The following is a 19,149-nucleotide window of genomic DNA, read 5'->3' on the forward strand; positions in this document are numbered from 1 at the left end:
ACGATGCAGAAAATAGATTTAATAAATAAAAGAATTTTTGTCACTGGTGGTGCTGGTTTTATCGGCGCAAATTTGATTTTAGCGCTACTACGTAATATTGAAAAAGTCCAAATTGTAACCATTGATAATTTAAACGACTACTATGATGTTGAATTAAAAAAATGGCGCTTAGCTCAAATCGAAAAAGAACTTGCGCTACATCCTGAAGCGACTTTTGAAATGATTAAAGGCGATATTGCTGATAAAGCTTGTATTGACCAAATATTTGCTAGCTTTCAGCCGGAAATCGTGGTGAACTTAGCTGCCCAAGCAGGCGTACGCTATTCGATTACCAATCCTGATGCCTATATTCAAGCCAACATGATTGGTTTTTACAATATTTTAGAGGCTTGTCGTCATTCGTATACATCCGGCAATACTGGTGTCGAACACTTGGTTTATGCTTCCTCATCTTCAGTATATGGTAGTAACAAAAAAATTCCATATGCCACAGAAGATAAAGTGGATCATCCAGTGTCCTTATATGCTGCCACCAAAAAATCCAATGAATTAATGGCGCATGCGTATAGCAAGCTTTATAATATTCCATCTACTGGTCTACGCTTTTTCACTGTTTATGGTCCAGCTGGTCGACCTGATATGGCTTACTTTGGTTTTACGAACAAATTAATGCAAGGCGAAACCATCGAAATCTTTAATTATGGAAATTGTAAACGTGACTTTACCTATATTGATGATATTGTTGAAGGAGTAATGCGTGTGATGCAAGGCGCTCCTGAAAAGCAAATTGGTGAGGATGGTTTACCCGTTCCCCCTTATGCAGTTTATAATATTGGCAATAATCAACCAGAAAATCTGTTAGACTTTGTCAATATTTTACAAACAGAGCTTATTCAAGCCAAGGTCTTACCTGCGGACTATGATTTTGAAGCGCATAAAAAATTGGTCCCCATGCAACCAGGCGATGTGCCGATTACCTATGCTGATACCACCGCTTTAGAAAGAGATTTTGGCTTTAAACCAAATACCAGTCTACAGCAAGGACTACGAAATTTTGCTAAATGGTATAAAGAATTTTATGGATAAATTAAACACGCCAAGTAAATTGCCTAAACAGCTTACTTGGCGTTTTTTTAGAAGAATGTACCCCAGTAGCTTGTGCGGCGATTGCCTTGGCACTCACCCGTAGCTAGATAGCCATACTGATGATTGGCCCGAGCTTGGCGAATCCAAACATGGCCTTCATAATAAGCATAGGCATCATACTTTACTACGCTATTTGCTGGCAGAGTAGCGATAATCGCTGCCTTGGTCGAGGGTGCTGTTCGTAAATGAATCGGCAACTGTAAGCGAAAACTGGCCGATTCAGGTAGCCAAATAAGACCGGGAGTCGCAGAGATTGTTGGCTTATCCCTAGTTTGTGCAACCTGTTGTCGATATACATACCACCCCAGAGAATAAGGCAGACTAGTTTCGGCATCAATCGATACCCCATTAGCCGTATCATTACAATGAATCACTCGCAAACTATCTATGGCAATTGCCGTATGTCCCCCAGCACCTGCTGAATGTCCCTTTTCGCCAAAAATCAATAGATCACCACGCTGCATTGTCCACTCCTGATTATGCGCAATACAATGGAAACAATTTAGCAATAACCACTCATGCTCAGTTTCTGTTGAGACAACATAACCATAAGGCTTGGCCCCCCCTTTTAACAAAGCAGCATACACCACCCCACTACAATCAGCCGTCCCATCAGCCCCTGTCCGACTACCTGCCATTGAATACGTGACACCTTTTTTCCGTAACTGATCCATGTAAGCAATCGCTACGTCCATATTCACCATCATCATTCTTCTCCTTTATATTTCTAATTTGTAAGATAGGTCCTACAAATAAGAAACGAAAAAAGAAGCGCCTTTGTCCAAATTGAATTAGCTCGCCAAAGCAAATTTTTTCATAACTAAAATATACTTTTTACAGATATTAAAATGATCATAAGCGCCCAATAACTAGGTAAGATATTTCTCTGAGTCTAAGCCATTTCGTTTAGCAGTTTCTAAAAGTGACAGGATGATTGCACTAGACTTGGCTCCTTCAAAACTTTGAGAGAAAAGCCAATTCTTCCGTCCCATGACTAGCCCTTTAATTGCACGCTCAGCTAGATTATTAGATAATGCTAAGGAACCATCCGCTAAAACTGTTTTGAATGTTTCCTCATATTTCAACGCATAGGTGATTGCACGGCCTAACTTCGATCCTGGGAGCACTGATTGATTGCGACACCAATCAAAGAACGTTGTCATTAATGGCGCTAATTTTTCTTTGCGCTTGCACAATCTTTCAGCTGAAGGCAACTCAGCCCAAGAGGCTTCTAGTGAAAACATCTGGTCACAATAAGCTAATCCCTTGCGCCCCAATGACTGCTTATCTGCTTGTTTCGGCGTTGCTTCAAAAAATTTTCGGCGCACATGTGCCCAACAACCCACTAACTTTGCTTTAGGTAGTTGGCGATACGCTGACCACATATCACAGTGAACATAGCCATCATATTCACCAAGAAATTCTTGAACAGCTAAGCCACTTCGGCGTTGATCATGATGATAGAGCGTAATTGGCTGTGCGGCTTGTTTTCCTGAAAGGAATGTCCAGTAATAAGTCAAGGGAGTCTCATTTTCTAAAACTCTATAAGCTGTTTCATTCGCATGAAGAAGGCCTTGTGTTAATAATTTTTCGTGTAGTAACGCATAGAGTGGTTCGAAATAATACTGACTAGACTTGATATGCCAATTAGCTATCTCCTTACGGCTAATCGGTAGCCCCATTTTCTGCCAATCCACTTCTTGTCGATAGTTTGGCACTTTCAGTGTGAATTTCTGATGAATGGTGTGCGCAATAATAGAAGCTGAACCTAGACTATGCGCCAAGGGCGCTTTGGGTACAGGGGCCTTGATGATTTTATCTGTCGCATTTTTCTTGCTACAGGCAACACATTTATAGGCATGCTGAATATGATCCACTCGTTTTAACTGTGCAGGAACGTAGACTAATTCTTGTCGTTGCACACACGAGCCGATTTCTTTTAACCTTTCATGACAATCTGGACAGGTACAAGCCTCTCCCATCAATTCATGGTGGATGACCTCGGGTTTAAATTGTTGAAAAATAGCTTGCCGTTTGCCTTTCGCTTTTTTCCGACGATAAGTAATGGTTTCTTCTTCTAGGTTACCTGGGACAGTCACTTTCTTCTTCAGGCAATTCCATGTCATCAAACAGGCTCAATTGATTCTGGTTATAGTCACGCTTTTCAGAGGATTTACCATAAAGTTTTTTGGTAAGGTAAGCGACTTGTTCGCGTAAAAGCGCAAGTTCATTGGACATTGCTTCAATTGTTTTTACCTGTGTTTCAATTGTTTTTGTCAGTCTTTCAATCGTTTTTTCTGATGATGACATCTTCGTTAACTCCTCAAGATTTTTCTTTATTATACGCGAAAAAAAGTCGGCATTTCAATAGAAAGGGTCTATGATATTTAGTGTTGTTACTCAAATGGAGGATAACACTAAATATCTTTTTTTATCATCAAAATAATAGAAAAAGACATCTGTTTCCTCTATAATTAAGTCGACCAAAACCATTAAGGAGTGAAACAAGATGTCTTTACTAAATAATATCAAAAAAAACTGTCCAAGTACAACTACTTTTATCAAAAAACTGCTTTCTATTAAAGATGATAATATTACTTTCCCTACTTATACGGATGCACTTTCTGAAGAGGAAGTACATGGCGTTCCTTCTAAAGTCTTTTCCGGCTTACTCTCATACCCTGAAAATCCATACTGTTGCCCTAAATGTGGGGGAGTTGGTTCTGTCATTAAACATACGCCTAAAGCTAGCCTAATTCAAATGATTCCTTATCAAAATGTTCCCACTTATCTTCGTTTATACAAGCAGCGATATCGTTGTAAAGATTGCGAGCATACTTTCAGCGCTATGACAGATATCGTTGATGAAAATTGCTACATTTCAAAAGCGTTGAAATTCGCTATTCTTAATGATTTAAAGCAGAAATGTTCTATGACCGATATTGCTAATCGTTACTTCGTTTCCACTAAAACGGTTGAACGTATCCTGAAGTCCTACACTTATGAGGTGAACCCTTATACCTACCAACTACCTGAATGCCTATTGGTTGATGAATTCAAAGGAACGAAAGATTGTCATACAAAATTATGCTTTATTTTTAGTGATGGAGAAACTGGGAAAATCATTGATATTCTAAATGATCGTAGGAATTTTGCGATTAAAGACTATTTTCTGAGCTTTAGCTTGGAAAATCGGTGTCGTGTGAAATATGTGGTAATGGATATGAATGCCTCTTATCCTTATGCTATCAAAGAAATATTTCCTAATGCAGAAATAATCATTGATCGTTTCCATATTGTCCAACAATTGAATCGTGCTTTAAATAATAAACGAATTCAAGTAATGAATGAACAAAAAAATAAGGAATCTCGTCACTATACGAAATTAAAAAGATATTGGAAATTCGTTTTAACACACGAGGATAATCTGAATTACGAGAAACGATTACAGTACCCATTATTCGACAAAAAATTCGTCACTCAAACAGAAGTTGTAGATACCTTACTTTCATTTGACGAAGGCTTCAAGCAATGTTATCAGATTTATCAAAGTCTGCTTGGACACTTCAAGGACAAGGAATACAACGAATTTTTTGATATACTCTATAACTTACCTCAAAACTTAGATAAAAAATTTAAAAAGTCAATTAAATACTTAACCAAACAAACTCGTAATGTAAAGAATGCTCTAAAACTACCTTATTCAAACGGAAAACTAGAAGGTAAAAATAATTTAATCAAAGTCTTTCAACGAGTTGCTTTTGGATTTAGAAACTTTGGAAATATGCGAAGAAGAATCTTTTTATACGAGGAAAAATGGCAAACAAAAAAACCAAAGAAACGAAAATGTAGAAGAAAATCTGCTTAAAACCTTTCCTCAATCGCCCACACATTGTAACAGATGGCTTTATCAGCTGTGCAAGGGCTACGCAAGTGGACAAGTCCACCCTTGCACAGCTCCAGCCACCTGTTCGTGTATAAGCGTCGATTGAAAAAAGAAAAGAAAATAAAAAAAGAGAGAAAGCATTCATAAAATAACTTTCTCTCTAATCGACTTAATTGCCAACAACACTACTTGACAAAGAGCCAATAGAAATGACGACTTTGACTCTCCAAAATTTTTGGTGTAATAGAAAATCCTTTCATTAGCCATTCAACTTGTTCAGGCGTTAAAGCCTGAACTTCCGTAGTATTTCTTGGCCAAGTTAGTTGTCCATTTTCAAAACGCTTATAAAGCAACCAGAAGCCTTCACCATCCCAGTAGAGGGCTTTAAATCGATCACTTTTTCCACCACAAAAAAGAAAGACGGATTTTGAAAAAGGGTCTAAAGCAAATTGTGACTGAATAAGGTAAGCCAGTGAATCAATTCCTTTTCGTAAATCCGTTTTCCCACAAACAATGTAGACGGGCCCCAGATCACTTAAGTTTAGTCCCATAAGCGAACACCTTCTCTAAAATTTCATTTCGTTGAGAGGCGTCAAGTGATGAGAAAAAGCTGAGCTCAATCGCTCCCACTTTACAACGAAGTAATAGCTCATTTTTGGTTCGTTGCTTGCAGTGTTGCGTGCCAGTTTTGGGCATCGCTAGAGGGACAATGGGTTGTTTCATCATGAAAAATCCTCCAATCTTCTGTTTGAATACAGTATAACTGGAGGACTAGATAGATGCGATACACCTCGTTATTGGGCGCTTACACCGTACATAAGCGTCGATTGAAAAAAGAAAAGAAAATAAAAAAAAGAGAGAAAGCATTCATAAAATAACTTTCTCTCCAATTGACTTAATTGCCAACAACACTACTTGACAAAGAGCCTAATTCCTTTATTGTAGTTCACATATTTTTCATTTGCAATTTTCGAGTTTATGTAGACTTGAGAAAGGAGATCTTCAAATAATCTTTCTTTTTTATGCTTAATATATCATTTTGAAAAATCTGATAGGATGCCCTATCGCTTATCTTTCTGAAAAACAAAACCGAATCTGTTATCAGCCCAGGTTGCTGATAAATGTTCGCGTTAATTCTTGCAACTAATGATAAAATTAATCGTGCAATTCCATAGCACAGCATGAGCACAGAACTTCCAAGAAATACAATATATAAAACTGTACAAAAATTGGCTAGTGGTATAATATTCTGCAACACATTATACATTTCCGCCACTCCATCATTTGTGAAAATAATGGTTAACAAAACACCTGTTAATGCAAGCACTGTCCCCACTTTTGAATCACAGCTGTTTATCCAAACATTTATTCTGTCCAGTGAAGCCTTCGCTTATTCAATTTGTTCATCTGTATCTAATGTATCTGCAATTGTTGTTCCCGTCATTGTGGCAATTCCTTTCACAATCTTCTGTTTATCAAATTCATTTATTATAGCCACATCATCACATCTCAGCCGATCATTCTTAGATCGTTGCCTGCTGCTCACCATGGAGAGGTGTGTGATATTATTAGAGCAGCGTAGGGAGCATCCACTCCCAGTATATCACCATTTGGGCAATCCGAACAGCTTTCTCATGGCTTTATACTTATTAAACATCAATGTAAATACTATAGGAATGCCAATACCAATTACCACATATATAACTCTGCCATATTCAAAAGCACCTTTCCAATGATTCAATGGGATATGCATAAACATGATTGGAATAGTTGCTTGCCCGCAAAGCGCAAGGAAACGATTCAAGCCATCAAGCCAGTTGATTTTTTCCATCCAATAAACCAACCTTGCAAATACCATTCCAAATGCACACGGAATCAATAATGCGGATATAAGTTCTTTGTAATACACAGGCTTCATATCGAAATAGTAAAGCCTATTACCGTTTCTATAAATAAACCAGCAGAATATAACCAAAGCAACGGCAACAATTCCTGCTGCCAAATTATATTTTTTCAACTCAGATTCCAGTAGTTCTTTAATCTTATCCTTATAAAAGAACCCTATTCCGACATAGACAAGTGCCATTAATGATACATCCAAGTTCCACGGAATTCCAGGAGACTGCAGGAAATGAACACTATCCACAAGGTGCGATTCGAGAATCGCTATCCCCCCCCACTAAAATCAGATCTTTTACCATTCTATCGGAGAATTTTCTCAAAAGGATGGCAAATATAAAAATAGTAAAGAGATAACATGTTATATACCAATAAACACCCCCTATTGCCCTGCCACCCCATATAACTTCTACCAAGCTTTCTATTGACCGTTGCCTTTGAACAAAAAACGTATCTATTGTCAAGTAAATTATGTATGGTAATAGTAATGACTTCATCTTGCCTATCAAGTAAGACTTTTCTGCTACTAATTTAGTCCGATTTAATAACAAACCTGACAAAGCAAAAAATATAGGCATATGAAAAAGAAAAATGATATCATGTAGATATTCTCGATTAAAATGAGCTATCACAACAAACGTCATCATCATTCCACGTAATACATCAATGCTTCTACTTCGTTTTTTCATGGCCATGTCCTTTCATTTGATATAATTTATATTACCCAGTTTTTTCTAGTATATTGATATATCCATCTGCTCTATTTATAACAGCTTTTATATAATTCCCCGATAATAGGATTTGCTCAAGTTTAAACAGATCTGATCAATAATAACACAAACTATAAATATCACAGCAACCGCTAAAATAAAATAAACAAAAAAATATTTCTCACTTGCAAATCTTTCGAACGCAAATAAATCATTCCATAGATTTTCGTAGAATATAGGTACTTGATGAATAATATAGACTACGAATGTGGAAGATGCACACATGTTAATCCAACGATTATATTGTATTTTTATGTTTTTAAACCAAACAAATAATCCTACTGAACACAAAAAAGCAGGTAAAGTTTCAAAATCATGAATATAATAGGATTCAATACGATTCAAATACCCAATTTTATTTTTATAAATTGAGAATATCACCCATAAAGAAGCCAAAAAGCAATATAGTCCAATACTCAACGACAAATAAACTACTTTTTTCTCCACAATATTGATTCCATATCTTTTATAATATCCAATAAATATGTATATAAATAAGAACCAATTAAATTCATTAAAAAACAGCCGCTATTTCCTGGAACGATTGTTGGGATAAAAGATAGCAGAAATAAATTCACCAGTAAAATATATTGAAGCCATCTTTTTGTGCATAAACAAATAATTTGATTCAAAAATGGTGAACAAATCAGCATTCCCGTATAAACACATGGGAACCAAAGCACATGACCACAAAAAAGTAGTGCAGCTTTAACTAAATTGCTGGTACTGACAGCGATTCTAGCCCCCGATGACATCAAGGCCAAGAATAACCTATGTGCTCCCCCCCTAGAAATATCAGTTTCTCCAGTTATATGCCCCGCAACAATCATCACAGCACAAATACATCGTAACGCTTCAAAATTCGTTTTTCGTTGTGTTGCCATTTCTAGTAGCCTTCTATAAATTTTTTATATATTATCAGGAAACATTTGTGGTGTTTGTCTGATTTTTCCTTCTTGTTTCAATATAAATAAGCCATTAAATATGCTAACATTTCAATCTCTTCGTAACATATTCCGTCACCATTATCATGAGTAACCGCCTCAAGCAAATGGCTCATATGTTTTATTCAAAAAGGTTTCATAGAAAACAAACTACTTTTAACCCATTTTCTTTCCAGCGGTATTCTTATCCAAGAATCTATAATATTCACGAAAGAAAATAGGATTATAACAATCATCACCAAGCCTATTGGATACCAATACGTATTTATCCACAAATTGCTTTTCAAAACTGACGTCCAGAGAAAATCATAAAATCCCGGAACCTGATGAAACACATAAACTGAAAATGTTGATTTTGCAATATAATTAACAGTCTTTCCTATCTTTTCATTTTTTAACAATGGCTGCTTATGCTGAATAAAAAACAGAAAAATACATACAGCTACCATAATATTGGGCACAACAAACAGTTCGTGCAAATATCTATGTATCAAATTTCCAATAGCATCTGGAATATGATCATTTAATTTGCAGATGATTAAGAGACTACACATGCAAATATAGATACTCACCCCTATTGTCAGTCCCCCCCATATACACTATTCTCATAAATATATTTTTTATAATAACCAACGCAAATATACAAATATGAAAACCATAAAATCCAACTCATCCAATCATCAATCATTGGGCGAATCATAGTTTCAACACACACAAGAATAAAAAGAACAACCAGTGATATCTTCAGTTTGTCTTTATCAATTTTCAGGATACAATTCAAAAGCGGCGCAAGAAGCATAAGCGCAATATAAGCCGATCCATACCATAATGCACCGCCTACAAACGGGAAAAAATTTCTAACAAGGTTGGTCAATGATATTTTATAGAATACAAGAAGCATCAAAGAAACTGCCGCCGTATAAAACCAGATATTACCATATAGCCTTAAAATTCTTGCTGCATTAAATTTTCTATCAATCATAAACCATGTTCCGATAAGAACAAATATATTAACAGCAATCCTCAGACCACTTCCCAACAAAACAGATATCACCATGCTTGATGACTGTGTTACCGCACCTGTTTGTTCAATAAAATGTCCCATTATGATAAATGCCATGCATAAAATGCGAAGCATTTCTATATTTGAATTTCAGGATTTTTTCTCATTCTTCATAATTATTCCTTTCAAAAGATACTCATTAACAATCTGAGATATCTTTCATTTGTGATTCTCCAAGCTTTCTATAATATAATGTATTCGCTGGAACTTCCCCTTTAACTATACTTCCTGCAGCAATAACAGCATTATCCCCTATCGATGTTCCCTTTAAGATAATCACATCAGAACCGATCCATACATTCTTTCCAATGCTGACGGGCGCATTCACAAAGTTATCTCTTCGATTTTCCGATTTATAGTCATGATCGTGATCATATATCAACACATCTTGCCCTATAATGCAGTTGTCCCCGATGTTTACAGAATCTCTAACATTGATTTTGGTACCATAATTGATAAAAACATTTCGTCCTATCATCAGTATTCCATTTTCTGAAACATTCAATATTGCATATTTTCTTATCGAAAAACAATTTCCTATAGAAACTACTGCACTTTTGCTTTTTCTGACAATCCCTCCATCTATATGATTTAATCCTGGTTCGAGTTTTATCCCCCCCCATTTAAAATACTCTTCTCTTATTTTGGCTCTTAATCTATTCAACATTTTTTACTCTCTCCTCATCATTTTCAAAAGTAACGCTTTATTCTTTAGAAAAACATAAAATATGAAAGCCAGATTTAGCACAAGCCCAGCTATTATAAAACCGGCTATTTTCCAAAGATATGCTATCCATGCAACAACAAATATCATCATCTGAGAAATTGCTTTTTTCCATTCAATTTCTAGCAAGAAAAATTTTTTGACAAACGCATATCTGTAGAAAAATAGCATTCCAAAGGAAACCAGTGTTGAAATAGAAGCTGCATACAGTCCGAATTTATGTAGCAAGATGAAATGTATCGCTATATTACATATTCCAGCCATAATGGTTGTTATACTGACCTCTCGGGTTTTACTATAAGCTATGTATACACTTCCTATCGTTGCCGCCATTCCTGAGAAAAACATTGCTAGCAATAGTATCGGAACATGTCCATACGCACTTCCATAATTCGCATTAACCATAAATCCCCAGAAAAATGGCAACAAATTTATAATTCCAGTTATCAATGCCAAATACACATTAAAAATAATCATGAACATGGAATTTATATAGTTTTGACTGTCATTGTCATCCATGCATCTAACTACATTTTCTGTCCATGCAACATTAAACACATTAAAAAATGTATTTGTAATATTTGAAAATTTGTTTGACAATGAATATATTCCGTTTGAGCTTGTTCCCCAAAATTGAAGAATAATCAATCTATCTGAATAATTGATCGCCCAACTAGAAATTTGATTAAACACCAATGGAACAGAGTACTTCAACAGTTTTAAGGCGACATGCTTATCATAGCATTTGGGACTAAAGTACGAAAACACTTTTGTCCGGAATACAATATAAATTGCACTTACTACTTGTGCAATTGTAGAGGATAAAAAAATTGCTTCAACTTTCCAGCCCAGTCCTGCAATAAAAAAAACGTTTAAACAAACTGCCAAGGCAGAACTTAAAAACGAAGCAAATCCATATGCTTTATTATTGCCATAGGCCCGACACACTTGCAACAAAACAGTTGATACCGTCATGGAAAGATAGAACCAGTAAATGTATTTGGCATATCGTATTGAAAATAAAATATTAAGCCCCCAGAAAACAACTGTCACAAACAATACTACTGACGCAATAACAATAAATGTTGTAGATACAATTTTCTTCCTACTATTTTCAGATTTTTCTGTAATAAAAAATCTAAACAAGCCCATCTCAAGCTGTAAAGTCAAAAATGGGATTACAATCATCGTTAAAGATGTATAAATATCTATTTCGCCGTATTCTGCTGTTGAAAGAAGCTTTGTATATAATGGCAATAGCAAGAAGCTCACTAATTGTGTGGAAATGCTTGCTATCATTAATATCCCCGTGTTTTTTAACAGATCTTTAGCTCTTGACATTATCTTCTCCAATATTATTTTTCATCACATTACAAAGTGTTGTCATTACATAAAATCCAATATAAAATGGATTTTGTTCTACCATGTATACAATCAAATACATAATAACAACTACTATCAACAAATATGATTGTTTTCTATTCCCTTTGAGTGACTTGATTATATAAAGTAAATAAAAGATAAGAGCCGGAACTCCTCCCATTATTGTAATTTCCAAGTAATTATTGTGCGCAGAACGTAATATACCATCTATATCTTTTACAATTCTAACAGCGCTAGTTCCATGTCCCAAAAAGGGAGCTTCTGTTATAAGTTGCATTGCATTATTCCAAATTATCCCTCGAGCTAAAAAGCTAGAATTCTCATTCAAATATCTCTGGAGTATATCCAATAGCCATTCTGATTTCCAGCCATTTCCTATGACTATCCAAGTAGCAAAAATGAATCCACCTATTAATGCTATCTTATAATATTTAAAAATAAATTCTCTGACTACTCTAATTGATATAATCCGTAACAATAGCAATGCTATCATTACAACAAATCCGGTAGTTGATCCACCATATTGTAATGCATAAAACATGGAAAATATCATTATTACATGAACTATATATGACCATATCACAAATGAGCCACTTAATTGAATATATGCAAATAATACACCAAGCACCAATAAATAATGAAAAATAAAACTATTTGCATTACCACATACATAATAAGCTTGCCAAGATTGAAGCCAATCATGATATATCCCATTCTCTCCACATAATAACTGACTAACTAAATTGCTCAAAACAACAATTGAGCCATAAATACTAAATTCTTTCAGCAAGACAATTAGCTCATTCTTCTGTGTTGCATCTATTATAATTACAATAATAGCTATTACCGGAATCATTTCTTTAAGGAAATCACGTCCTGTTTTTAAATGAAATAAATTCGAAATAATAAGCCACATAAAGAAACAAAGCAATAAAATAATTGCACTGTATTTTACATGTTTTCTTTTGATTATTGTATAAAGTATAATAAATAAAGACCACATTAAAAGCAGTATTTGAATCAATCCATGTATTACTGATAACCGTGGCATAACAAGAAATATTACAGGTTCAAAAAATAGTACGGCCATCAGGAAATAATATATGCTATTTTTTTTTATCTTTATCCGCATAAATATTCTTTACTCCCTAAAAAATGTTAATCACGTAAAATCATTTCACAAAGCATTTTTAAGTCGTTTTCTTGTCGTTCTTGAATTTTTTTACTCTGTAAAACAACATGCTCAGTATTTATAGGCACAGACAATGCACATAGAATTCTATTTTGAATTTCCCCAATATCTGTTGGATTAATATAGTAGACAGCATCTCCACAAATTTCCGGTAAAGAACAAATACCAGAAACAATGCAGGTTTTTCCATAAATCATTGCTTCTAGTGGTGGATATCCAAAGCCTTCATTCAAAGTAGGATATAAGAAGAGTTCGCAGTTTCTATAAAGAAATTCAAGTTCATCATCGCTTACATATCCTTTAATATCATACTTATCATTGTTTACTAACTCTGATCTAACAGTCTTTGACAAGTTTCCAACTACAACTGTCTTTATATTCTGAAGATGCCCTCTCGAATATAAATCATCTAATGCTTTTAATCCTCTATAGCTGTTCTTTATCCACCTATTTCCACCTAAAAGCAAGATATACTTTTCTTTTACTAGATTATCAAATTTTTTTTCTATACTTCTTGATGTACTATTCTTAAGTGGTGAATAACGCACTTCCACTTGATCTTCCGACAACTCTGGAAAATAGTTCAGTAATGAATATTTTGTATGATTTGACACACAGACAATTTTATCAAATGCCGCAATACATTCTTTATAATTCGCTATGCCCTGCTCTTTATTTTTTGCATATCCCCACTTCGTATTTTTAAGGAATGTCCGTACTTGTTCTTTCATTTTAACTTTCATCGAATCTGTATATTTATACTCATATTCATCATGTGGACATTCTACAGCTCTCATTCCATGAAAGGTTGCAACTTTATACACTCCTTTTGGCAATATTTCCGTCCGATATTCATATGGAAGCCCTGTATAAAACAAATCTATTTCGTTATTACTGAAAACGTTTGGAAGCTCATAAATCGACTTAACATTAACAGTTTCGATCCTATAATCCTCCATTAATTTTATAAGCCATTCATCCAAAAATTTATCATGATCATAAAAAGCAATAATTCTAATTATCTTCGAATATTCCTGAACAAGCCTATCAAACACACGTTTAATATATTCTCCGCCACCATGAAACTTAGAACTTCCTATTGGCTGCGCATTCAACAAGTCAAACAACAAAGTTTTCATTTTTTAGCCAATCTCCTCTATAATATCAGCATACGTTTCTGTCATTTTTTTCAACGAATGCTCATTTAACACATAATTTCTATTTTCTTCTAATATACATTTCTTTTCTTTTAAATCTAAATTTACCCACTTACTAAACAGTTCAACCAATTCATCTGGTACTTGGGGATCAAAGGACCATTTTTTCAAATTATCAGTGAATGTGTTCATTTCAATATTACTTACTAAGATTGGAATTTTTCTAGCAAAGCATTCCAATATAATATTAGACATTCCCTCAACAAGCGAGGGCAAGACAACCAAATCTGCTTTTTGATACAACGATTCCATCTCGGATGTAAATCCTATAAAATCAACTCTGTCATGCATTCTTTCTTGTTCAACATATTTGCACAACTCGTCCATATAATCTGCATCTTCTGTTTTTCCAGCAAAAATAACGGTTCCCTTAAAGTCCGTATCTTTTTTAAGAAATCGAAGCATTATCATTTGATTTTTTACTTTCGATATTCTTGCTGGCACTAAAATTGTATTAGCATTTTCTATATCTGGCTTAAGTTTAATTGATTCTGTTTCAATTCCATTTTTTACCAGAAAAATTTTCTGCTTATAATATTTTCTTAACAGTTCCCGTGCTGCTAACGAATTTGTTGTTATTACATCAGATTTCCCAACAAATAGTTTCAGCAACTTACTCTGAACAATTCCTTCACCAGAATTTCTTTCAGAATAAATTACTTTAACACCCTTTTGCTTCAAATATGGAATCAAATAACATCCATATGCTTCATATACAATTGCTGTGGATATATTACACTTTTTTAATAATTTTCTTATTTCACACAAATAGTATATAATCACATTAATTTTGCTATGAACAGGACGTCTTGACTCAACTATTTCAGCGTTTTTATTATTTATTTCGTTTGTTACATATGAGTTCGCTTGTTTTGCATATGAATGTGGACACACTACAGCAATTTTATCTACTTTGATATTATTTATCAGATACCGAAATTGTCTTTCTGCTCCTCCCCAAACGATCTCTGGCATTAGTACTAATAAAGTTTGTGGCTTTTTCATTTTCCTGATTTTCCTTACATCTAATTTAGCTTGTTTCATTGTTTCATTGTTTGCTCAAAAATATGTAGCATTGTGCATGCTGATGCTTTCCAGCTAAACTTTTGGGTTTGCCGTTGTTCGCTCTTTTTAAGTTTTTCTCTCTCAGAAACATCCAAATGCAACACCTTATTCATTAGTGTTGCTAATTCATTTGCATCTAAGGCATCCTGGATGTAAAAAGCCGCCTTTCCTCCAACTTCAGCCAATGATGAATTATTTGCAGTTATAACGGGGGTTCCATAGCTAAAAGCTTCTAAAATAGGAATTCCAAATCCCTCATATATTGATGGAAATACAAATAGTATTGCATCAGAGTATAGTGCGCTTTTCTCTTCTGGGGTTACATATCCTGTCAAAATAATATCTTCTTTATAATTAGATCTATTGATTTGATCCAACACGGGCTGATATTTCCAGCCTTTTCCACCCGAAATAACAAATTGAATATTTTCATATTTTCGCAACACATCAAATGCTTTAACCGCTGTCAAAATATTTTTCCGTGGTTCCAAAGTTCCTAAGTAAAAAATATAACGCCCCGTGATGTTATATTTTTCTCTTGTGACTTTAATCGTATCATCTGAAACTCTACTTTTCGCTTCAGCTCCACCATTATAGCAAACGATAATCTTGTCATCAGGAACCTTCATGATTTGCATCAAATCCTTTTTTGTACACTCAGATACAACTGCGATCTTATCTGCCATCCTACAGGAATGTCGAACAAATAGTTTTTGCTTTACAACATTACTTGTTTCTCCAATCCCTCTAAATTTACATAATGCCAAATCATGAATTGTCAAAACATATTTTACTCCCTTAGGTTTTCTCAGTGGAAGAATGTGATTGCAATTCCAAAATATATCAATTTTATATTTTTTCAGTAAGGTAATTAATTTTGTATTATACCAGACCATGCCTTGCTTAAAAGGTTCTACGACCTCGTGCCAATTTTCAGGAATCGGAAAATCAAGTTGAACTTTTTCTCTACTAAGCAAATAGTATTCATTTTTTTTGTCAATTAATGCAAGCTGCTTTATTATCTCATATTGAGTAACTGCAATTCCTGTCATATTTTTTCCGGTAAAAAGCCGCGCATCTATTCCGATCCTCATAAATATACATTTTCTCCTATTATAGAATCTGATTTATCCCAACTACTGTAACTCCGTCTAGAACATCTTTTGTTACAACAGTATTTGCTCCGATTTTAACATTATTTCCAACTTTTATATTGCCTAATATTTTTGCACCAGCACCAATATATACATTATCTCCTATAATTGGTGCTCCAGCTTTTCCTTGGACCGCTCCAATGGTAACCTGCTGAAAAATTGTAAAATTCTCTCCTATTAGAGCATCCTTATTTATTACAATTCCATTCATATGTACTAATCTTAATCCTACACCAATTTCTGTACATAATGGAATTTCAATACCATGAAGAATTCGATTATAATAATTGTTTAATCCTTTATATAGTAGAAGTTGAACTTTTTGGATCAATGTCAAGTTTTCTTTGCGGGCGAGCTGTACCCCCCTTTAAAATCTTTAAAACTTTTTTAGTATCTCCTTGACACTGCTCGCAGTCTCTTAACCATCTTACTCTACTATCTTTGTCCATTTTAGCTCTCCTCAAACAAATCAATCCATTGGATTGCTGCTCTCTCCCATGAATATTTTTCTAGAACTTCTTGAATTTTCTTATCGGAAATTTTTCTGTCTTGTTCAAATGAAAAACTGTAATCATCCGGATCGAACATCACTGCGACATCTTTAAAAATTTCTGGAAGACATGATGTATTTGCTACAAACAATTTTGCCCCGCATGACAATGCTTCCAGTGGTGGGATTCCAAAGCCTTCATATTTTGATGGAAATACAAATGCCTTGCAGTGTTTCATCAGTGTCTTATTCTCTTCGTCTGTCACATATCCCAAATAAATTATATTTTGTTCCTTCATCACTGTATCAGATGAGTTTTCCCAAACTTTCCCTGCTACAACATACTTGTTCTCTGGATGTCGTTTTGCATTTTCAACAACCCATATGAAGTTTTTATGGGGAGCCTGACTACCTAACGAATAATAGTATTCACCTTTTTTTATATTTGGATGTTTCCCCCAGAAGTTCTCATCTTCTGAAATATCCTTCATGTGTTCCCACCCGTTTGAAATAACAGTTATCTTCTCAGGTGACACCTTCAAATATTCCATTATCTTTTTTTTTGATGTTTCAGAAACTGTTACAATTTTTCCCGCTCTTAGTTTACTTGACACAAAGTTAATTATACATTTAATTCTGAACATCAGTGGATCATACTTCTTATATATTAAAGGACGTATATCATGTGTGCATATAATTGCACCTTTCTGTATACACAAATTTCCTGACATTGAACAATAACATATATTATTACTTTTTAAATAACTTCTAAGTTTTCCAATACAAATTTTGCTACCTTTTGATGGCAGTCTCACCACTTCAATGTTTTGCAATCTTGGCAACTTAATTTCTGTATTATCTGGGCATAACAAATACAATTTAATATGTTCTGAATCAATTTTTTTATCGATTCTTTTTATAATCTCTAACATATATCTTTCTATGCCTGTAGTTCTATTTGCTAACGGCGATCCATTTATCGCATATTTTTTCATTATATTACCTCAAGCCACCTTTGTCCTGTACTTAATTATGATGTTCTATTTTTAAGTAGAAAACCATCGTGACAATACACTTTTTACTCTTCAATTCCCCCTGCCTCTTTTAATATTCCATACATTTCCTTCGCTGATTTTTTCCAATCAAATTTATCTAGTTGCCTCTTGCCTTTATCTATCAAATCGCTTCTTTTATCCTCATTCATCAGCAATCTTTCTGTTTCTACACAAATCTCATCTGTATTATGTGGATCAATAAGGACAGCGGCATTACCGGCTACTTCAGGCAATGAAGTCACATTAGATGTGATTACCGGCGTTCCATTTACATACGCTTCCAAAATCGGTATTCCAAAGCCTTCAGAAAATGTTGGGAACACAAACATTATACTATTTTTATACAGACTATTTTTTTCTTCGTCACTTACATATTCCAAAACAATAATATTTGTAATTTTATTTTCTTTTATATAGGCATATTCTTTTGATTCTTTGTACCCTCTAAAACCAAACAGAACTAATTGATATTTATCTCTTAACTCTTGATTTAATCTTTTGTACGCTTTTATCAGCCCCATCGAATTTTTCCTTGATTCCAGAGAACCAAATCCTAAAATATATGGCTTTTCGATTTTATGTTTCTTGAAAAAAAAATGTTCTTCATCTGGATTCAAACGGCACACTTCAAAATCTGTACTGTTATAAATCACTTGGATTTTATCCTTTGCTACAGGAAAGGACTCACATATATCCTTCTTTGCATAGTTAGATATTGTTACAATCTCTTTTGCTCTTTTTACTGCCTGCGGAACAACTGTTCTTCTATAAATTAATCCGGCCTTCTTATACAGTGAGCTAGCTTCTTTTAACTTTAAGGACATATAAATTACATCGTGTACTGTTACTACCGTAGGACAAGAAACCTTTAACGGTGCTGTATTGTATGGACACCAAAGAACATCTATATTATATTTTTTTACAGCTTTGGGCAAAACAAGTTGTTCCCATTTGAAATAATTTGCTGAACTACAGTTCACAATTTCAAAATTTTTTTCTTTAAATATTTCAGTCAGCTCTGTGTCTAACTTTCCCGGAACAAAAATAGCAATTTCGGCATCATCTAATTCTAGGTTTTTTAATATTGAAGCCGCAACAATTCCCATTCCTGTTTTTTTTCCACACAATAGATTTCCATCAACACCGATTCGCACCGTTATT

General features: G+C 34.4%; 20 protein-coding genes and 2 pseudogenes. 2 read left to right on the forward strand and 20 right to left on the reverse strand.

Annotated elements, in window-relative coordinates:
- Positions 1-3 precede the first annotated feature (3 nt).
- Positions 4-1,086, forward strand: coding sequence for a GDP-mannose 4,6-dehydratase (locus RK02_RS06415; RefSeq protein ID WP_016183442.1), 1,083 nt, complete (start codon positions 4-6; stop codon positions 1,084-1,086).
- Between the two features lie 47 nt (positions 1,087-1,133).
- Here the strand turns inward: RK02_RS06415 and RK02_RS06420 are convergent, their stop codons facing one another.
- The 3 genes and pseudogenes from RK02_RS06420 to RK02_RS06430 all read right to left on the reverse strand — a co-directional run bounded on the left by RK02_RS06420 (position 1,134) and on the right by RK02_RS06430 (position 3,456).
- Positions 1,134-1,853 (reverse strand): peptidoglycan amidohydrolase family protein, encoded by a 720-nt coding sequence (locus RK02_RS06420; protein WP_018451725.1) that lies wholly within the window; start codon positions 1,851-1,853, stop codon positions 1,134-1,136.
- Positions 1,854-2,018: 165 nt separating this feature from the next.
- A pseudogene (locus RK02_RS06425) lies at positions 2,019-3,272 on the reverse strand (IS66-like element short variant transposase); the annotation flags it as partial.
- Positions 3,229-3,456, reverse strand: a complete 228-nt coding sequence (locus RK02_RS06430; protein ID WP_016183445.1) for an IS66 family transposase — start codon at positions 3,454-3,456, stop codon at positions 3,229-3,231. The gene RK02_RS06430 and the pseudogene RK02_RS06425, both read right to left, overlap by 44 nt.
- Before the next feature lie 199 nt (positions 3,457-3,655).
- Between RK02_RS06430 and RK02_RS06435 the strand changes: the two genes are divergently transcribed.
- Positions 3,656-5,014: an ISL3 family transposase gene (locus RK02_RS06435; protein WP_016183446.1), complete on the forward strand. Its 1,359-nt coding sequence runs from the start codon at positions 3,656-3,658 to the stop codon at positions 5,012-5,014.
- A gap of 203 nt (positions 5,015-5,217) precedes the next feature.
- Here the strand turns inward: RK02_RS06435 and tnpB are convergent, their stop codons facing one another.
- The 17 genes and pseudogenes from tnpB to RK02_RS06525 all read right to left on the reverse strand — a co-directional run bounded on the left by tnpB (position 5,218) and on the right by RK02_RS06525 (position 19,142).
- A complete protein-coding gene (gene tnpB / locus RK02_RS06440; RefSeq protein WP_016183447.1) occupies positions 5,218-5,583 on the reverse strand; it encodes an IS66 family insertion sequence element accessory protein TnpB in 366 nt (121 codons plus the stop codon).
- Positions 5,564-5,758: a hypothetical protein gene (locus RK02_RS06445; protein WP_016183448.1), complete on the reverse strand. Its 195-nt coding sequence runs from the start codon at positions 5,756-5,758 to the stop codon at positions 5,564-5,566. The genes tnpB and RK02_RS06445 overlap by 20 nt, the downstream gene beginning before the upstream one ends.
- A 185-nt stretch (positions 5,759-5,943) precedes the next feature.
- Positions 5,944-6,368: pseudogene (locus RK02_RS12615) on the reverse strand (Pycsar system effector family protein).
- A gap of 267 nt (positions 6,369-6,635) precedes the next feature.
- Complete coding sequence (locus tag RK02_RS12440) at positions 6,636-7,118, reverse strand: hypothetical protein (RefSeq protein WP_016183450.1); 483 nt, start codon at positions 7,116-7,118, stop codon at positions 6,636-6,638.
- Between the two features lie 52 nt (positions 7,119-7,170).
- The gene (locus RK02_RS12445) at positions 7,171-7,626 is read right to left on the reverse strand and encodes an acyltransferase family protein (protein ID WP_342662314.1); all 456 of its coding nucleotides are present in this window, start codon (positions 7,624-7,626) and stop codon (positions 7,171-7,173) included.
- An 81-nt stretch (positions 7,627-7,707) separates the two neighbouring features.
- The gene (locus RK02_RS12530) at positions 7,708-8,226 is read right to left on the reverse strand and encodes a hypothetical protein (RefSeq protein ID WP_342662315.1); all 519 of its coding nucleotides are present in this window, start codon (positions 8,224-8,226) and stop codon (positions 7,708-7,710) included.
- Complete coding sequence (locus RK02_RS06470) at positions 8,133-8,585, reverse strand: hypothetical protein (RefSeq protein WP_016183453.1); 453 nt, start codon at positions 8,583-8,585, stop codon at positions 8,133-8,135. The genes RK02_RS12530 and RK02_RS06470 overlap by 94 nt, the downstream gene beginning before the upstream one ends.
- A 640-nt stretch (positions 8,586-9,225) precedes the next feature.
- The gene (locus RK02_RS06480) at positions 9,226-9,783 is read right to left on the reverse strand and encodes an acyltransferase family protein (RefSeq protein WP_016183455.1); all 558 of its coding nucleotides are present in this window, start codon (positions 9,781-9,783) and stop codon (positions 9,226-9,228) included.
- 64 nt (positions 9,784-9,847) lie between these two features.
- Complete coding sequence (locus tag RK02_RS06485) at positions 9,848-10,375, reverse strand: acyltransferase (protein ID WP_016183456.1); 528 nt, start codon at positions 10,373-10,375, stop codon at positions 9,848-9,850.
- A gap of 3 nt (positions 10,376-10,378) precedes the next feature.
- Positions 10,379-11,773 carry a lipopolysaccharide biosynthesis protein gene (locus RK02_RS06490; RefSeq protein WP_016183457.1) on the reverse strand — a complete coding sequence of 465 codons (1,395 nt, stop codon included), beginning with the start codon at positions 11,771-11,773 and terminating at the stop codon, positions 10,379-10,381.
- Positions 11,760-12,947: an O-antigen ligase family protein gene (locus RK02_RS06495; protein WP_016183458.1), complete on the reverse strand. Its 1,188-nt coding sequence runs from the start codon at positions 12,945-12,947 to the stop codon at positions 11,760-11,762. The genes RK02_RS06490 and RK02_RS06495 overlap by 14 nt, the downstream gene beginning before the upstream one ends.
- Positions 12,948-12,973: 26 nt before the next feature.
- A complete protein-coding gene (locus RK02_RS06500) occupies positions 12,974-14,146 on the reverse strand; it encodes a glycosyltransferase (protein ID WP_016183459.1) in 1,173 nt (390 codons plus the stop codon).
- Positions 14,147-14,149: 3 nt separating this feature from the next.
- Positions 14,150-15,229, reverse strand: coding sequence for a glycosyltransferase family 4 protein (locus tag RK02_RS06505; RefSeq protein WP_016183460.1), 1,080 nt, complete (start codon positions 15,227-15,229; stop codon positions 14,150-14,152).
- A gap of 35 nt (positions 15,230-15,264) precedes the next feature.
- The gene (locus RK02_RS06510) at positions 15,265-16,383 is read right to left on the reverse strand and encodes a glycosyltransferase family 4 protein (protein ID WP_016183461.1); all 1,119 of its coding nucleotides are present in this window, start codon (positions 16,381-16,383) and stop codon (positions 15,265-15,267) included.
- 19 nt (positions 16,384-16,402) lie between these two features.
- Entirely contained in the window at positions 16,403-16,774 is a 372-nt protein-coding gene (locus tag RK02_RS06515) for a serine O-acetyltransferase (RefSeq protein ID WP_018451774.1), read from the reverse strand.
- A 119-nt stretch (positions 16,775-16,893) separates the two neighbouring features.
- A complete protein-coding gene (locus tag RK02_RS06520) occupies positions 16,894-17,928 on the reverse strand; it encodes a glycosyltransferase family 4 protein (protein WP_016183464.1) in 1,035 nt (344 codons plus the stop codon).
- Positions 17,929-18,011: 83 nt separating this feature from the next.
- Positions 18,012-19,142 (reverse strand): glycosyltransferase family 4 protein, encoded by a 1,131-nt coding sequence (locus RK02_RS06525; protein ID WP_016183465.1) that lies wholly within the window; start codon positions 19,140-19,142, stop codon positions 18,012-18,014.
- Positions 19,143-19,149 lie beyond the last annotated feature (7 nt).

The organism is Enterococcus columbae DSM 7374 = ATCC 51263, assembly GCF_000406925.1.
In the GTDB taxonomy this organism is placed as follows: domain Bacteria; phylum Bacillota; class Bacilli; order Lactobacillales; family Enterococcaceae; genus Enterococcus_E; species Enterococcus_E columbae.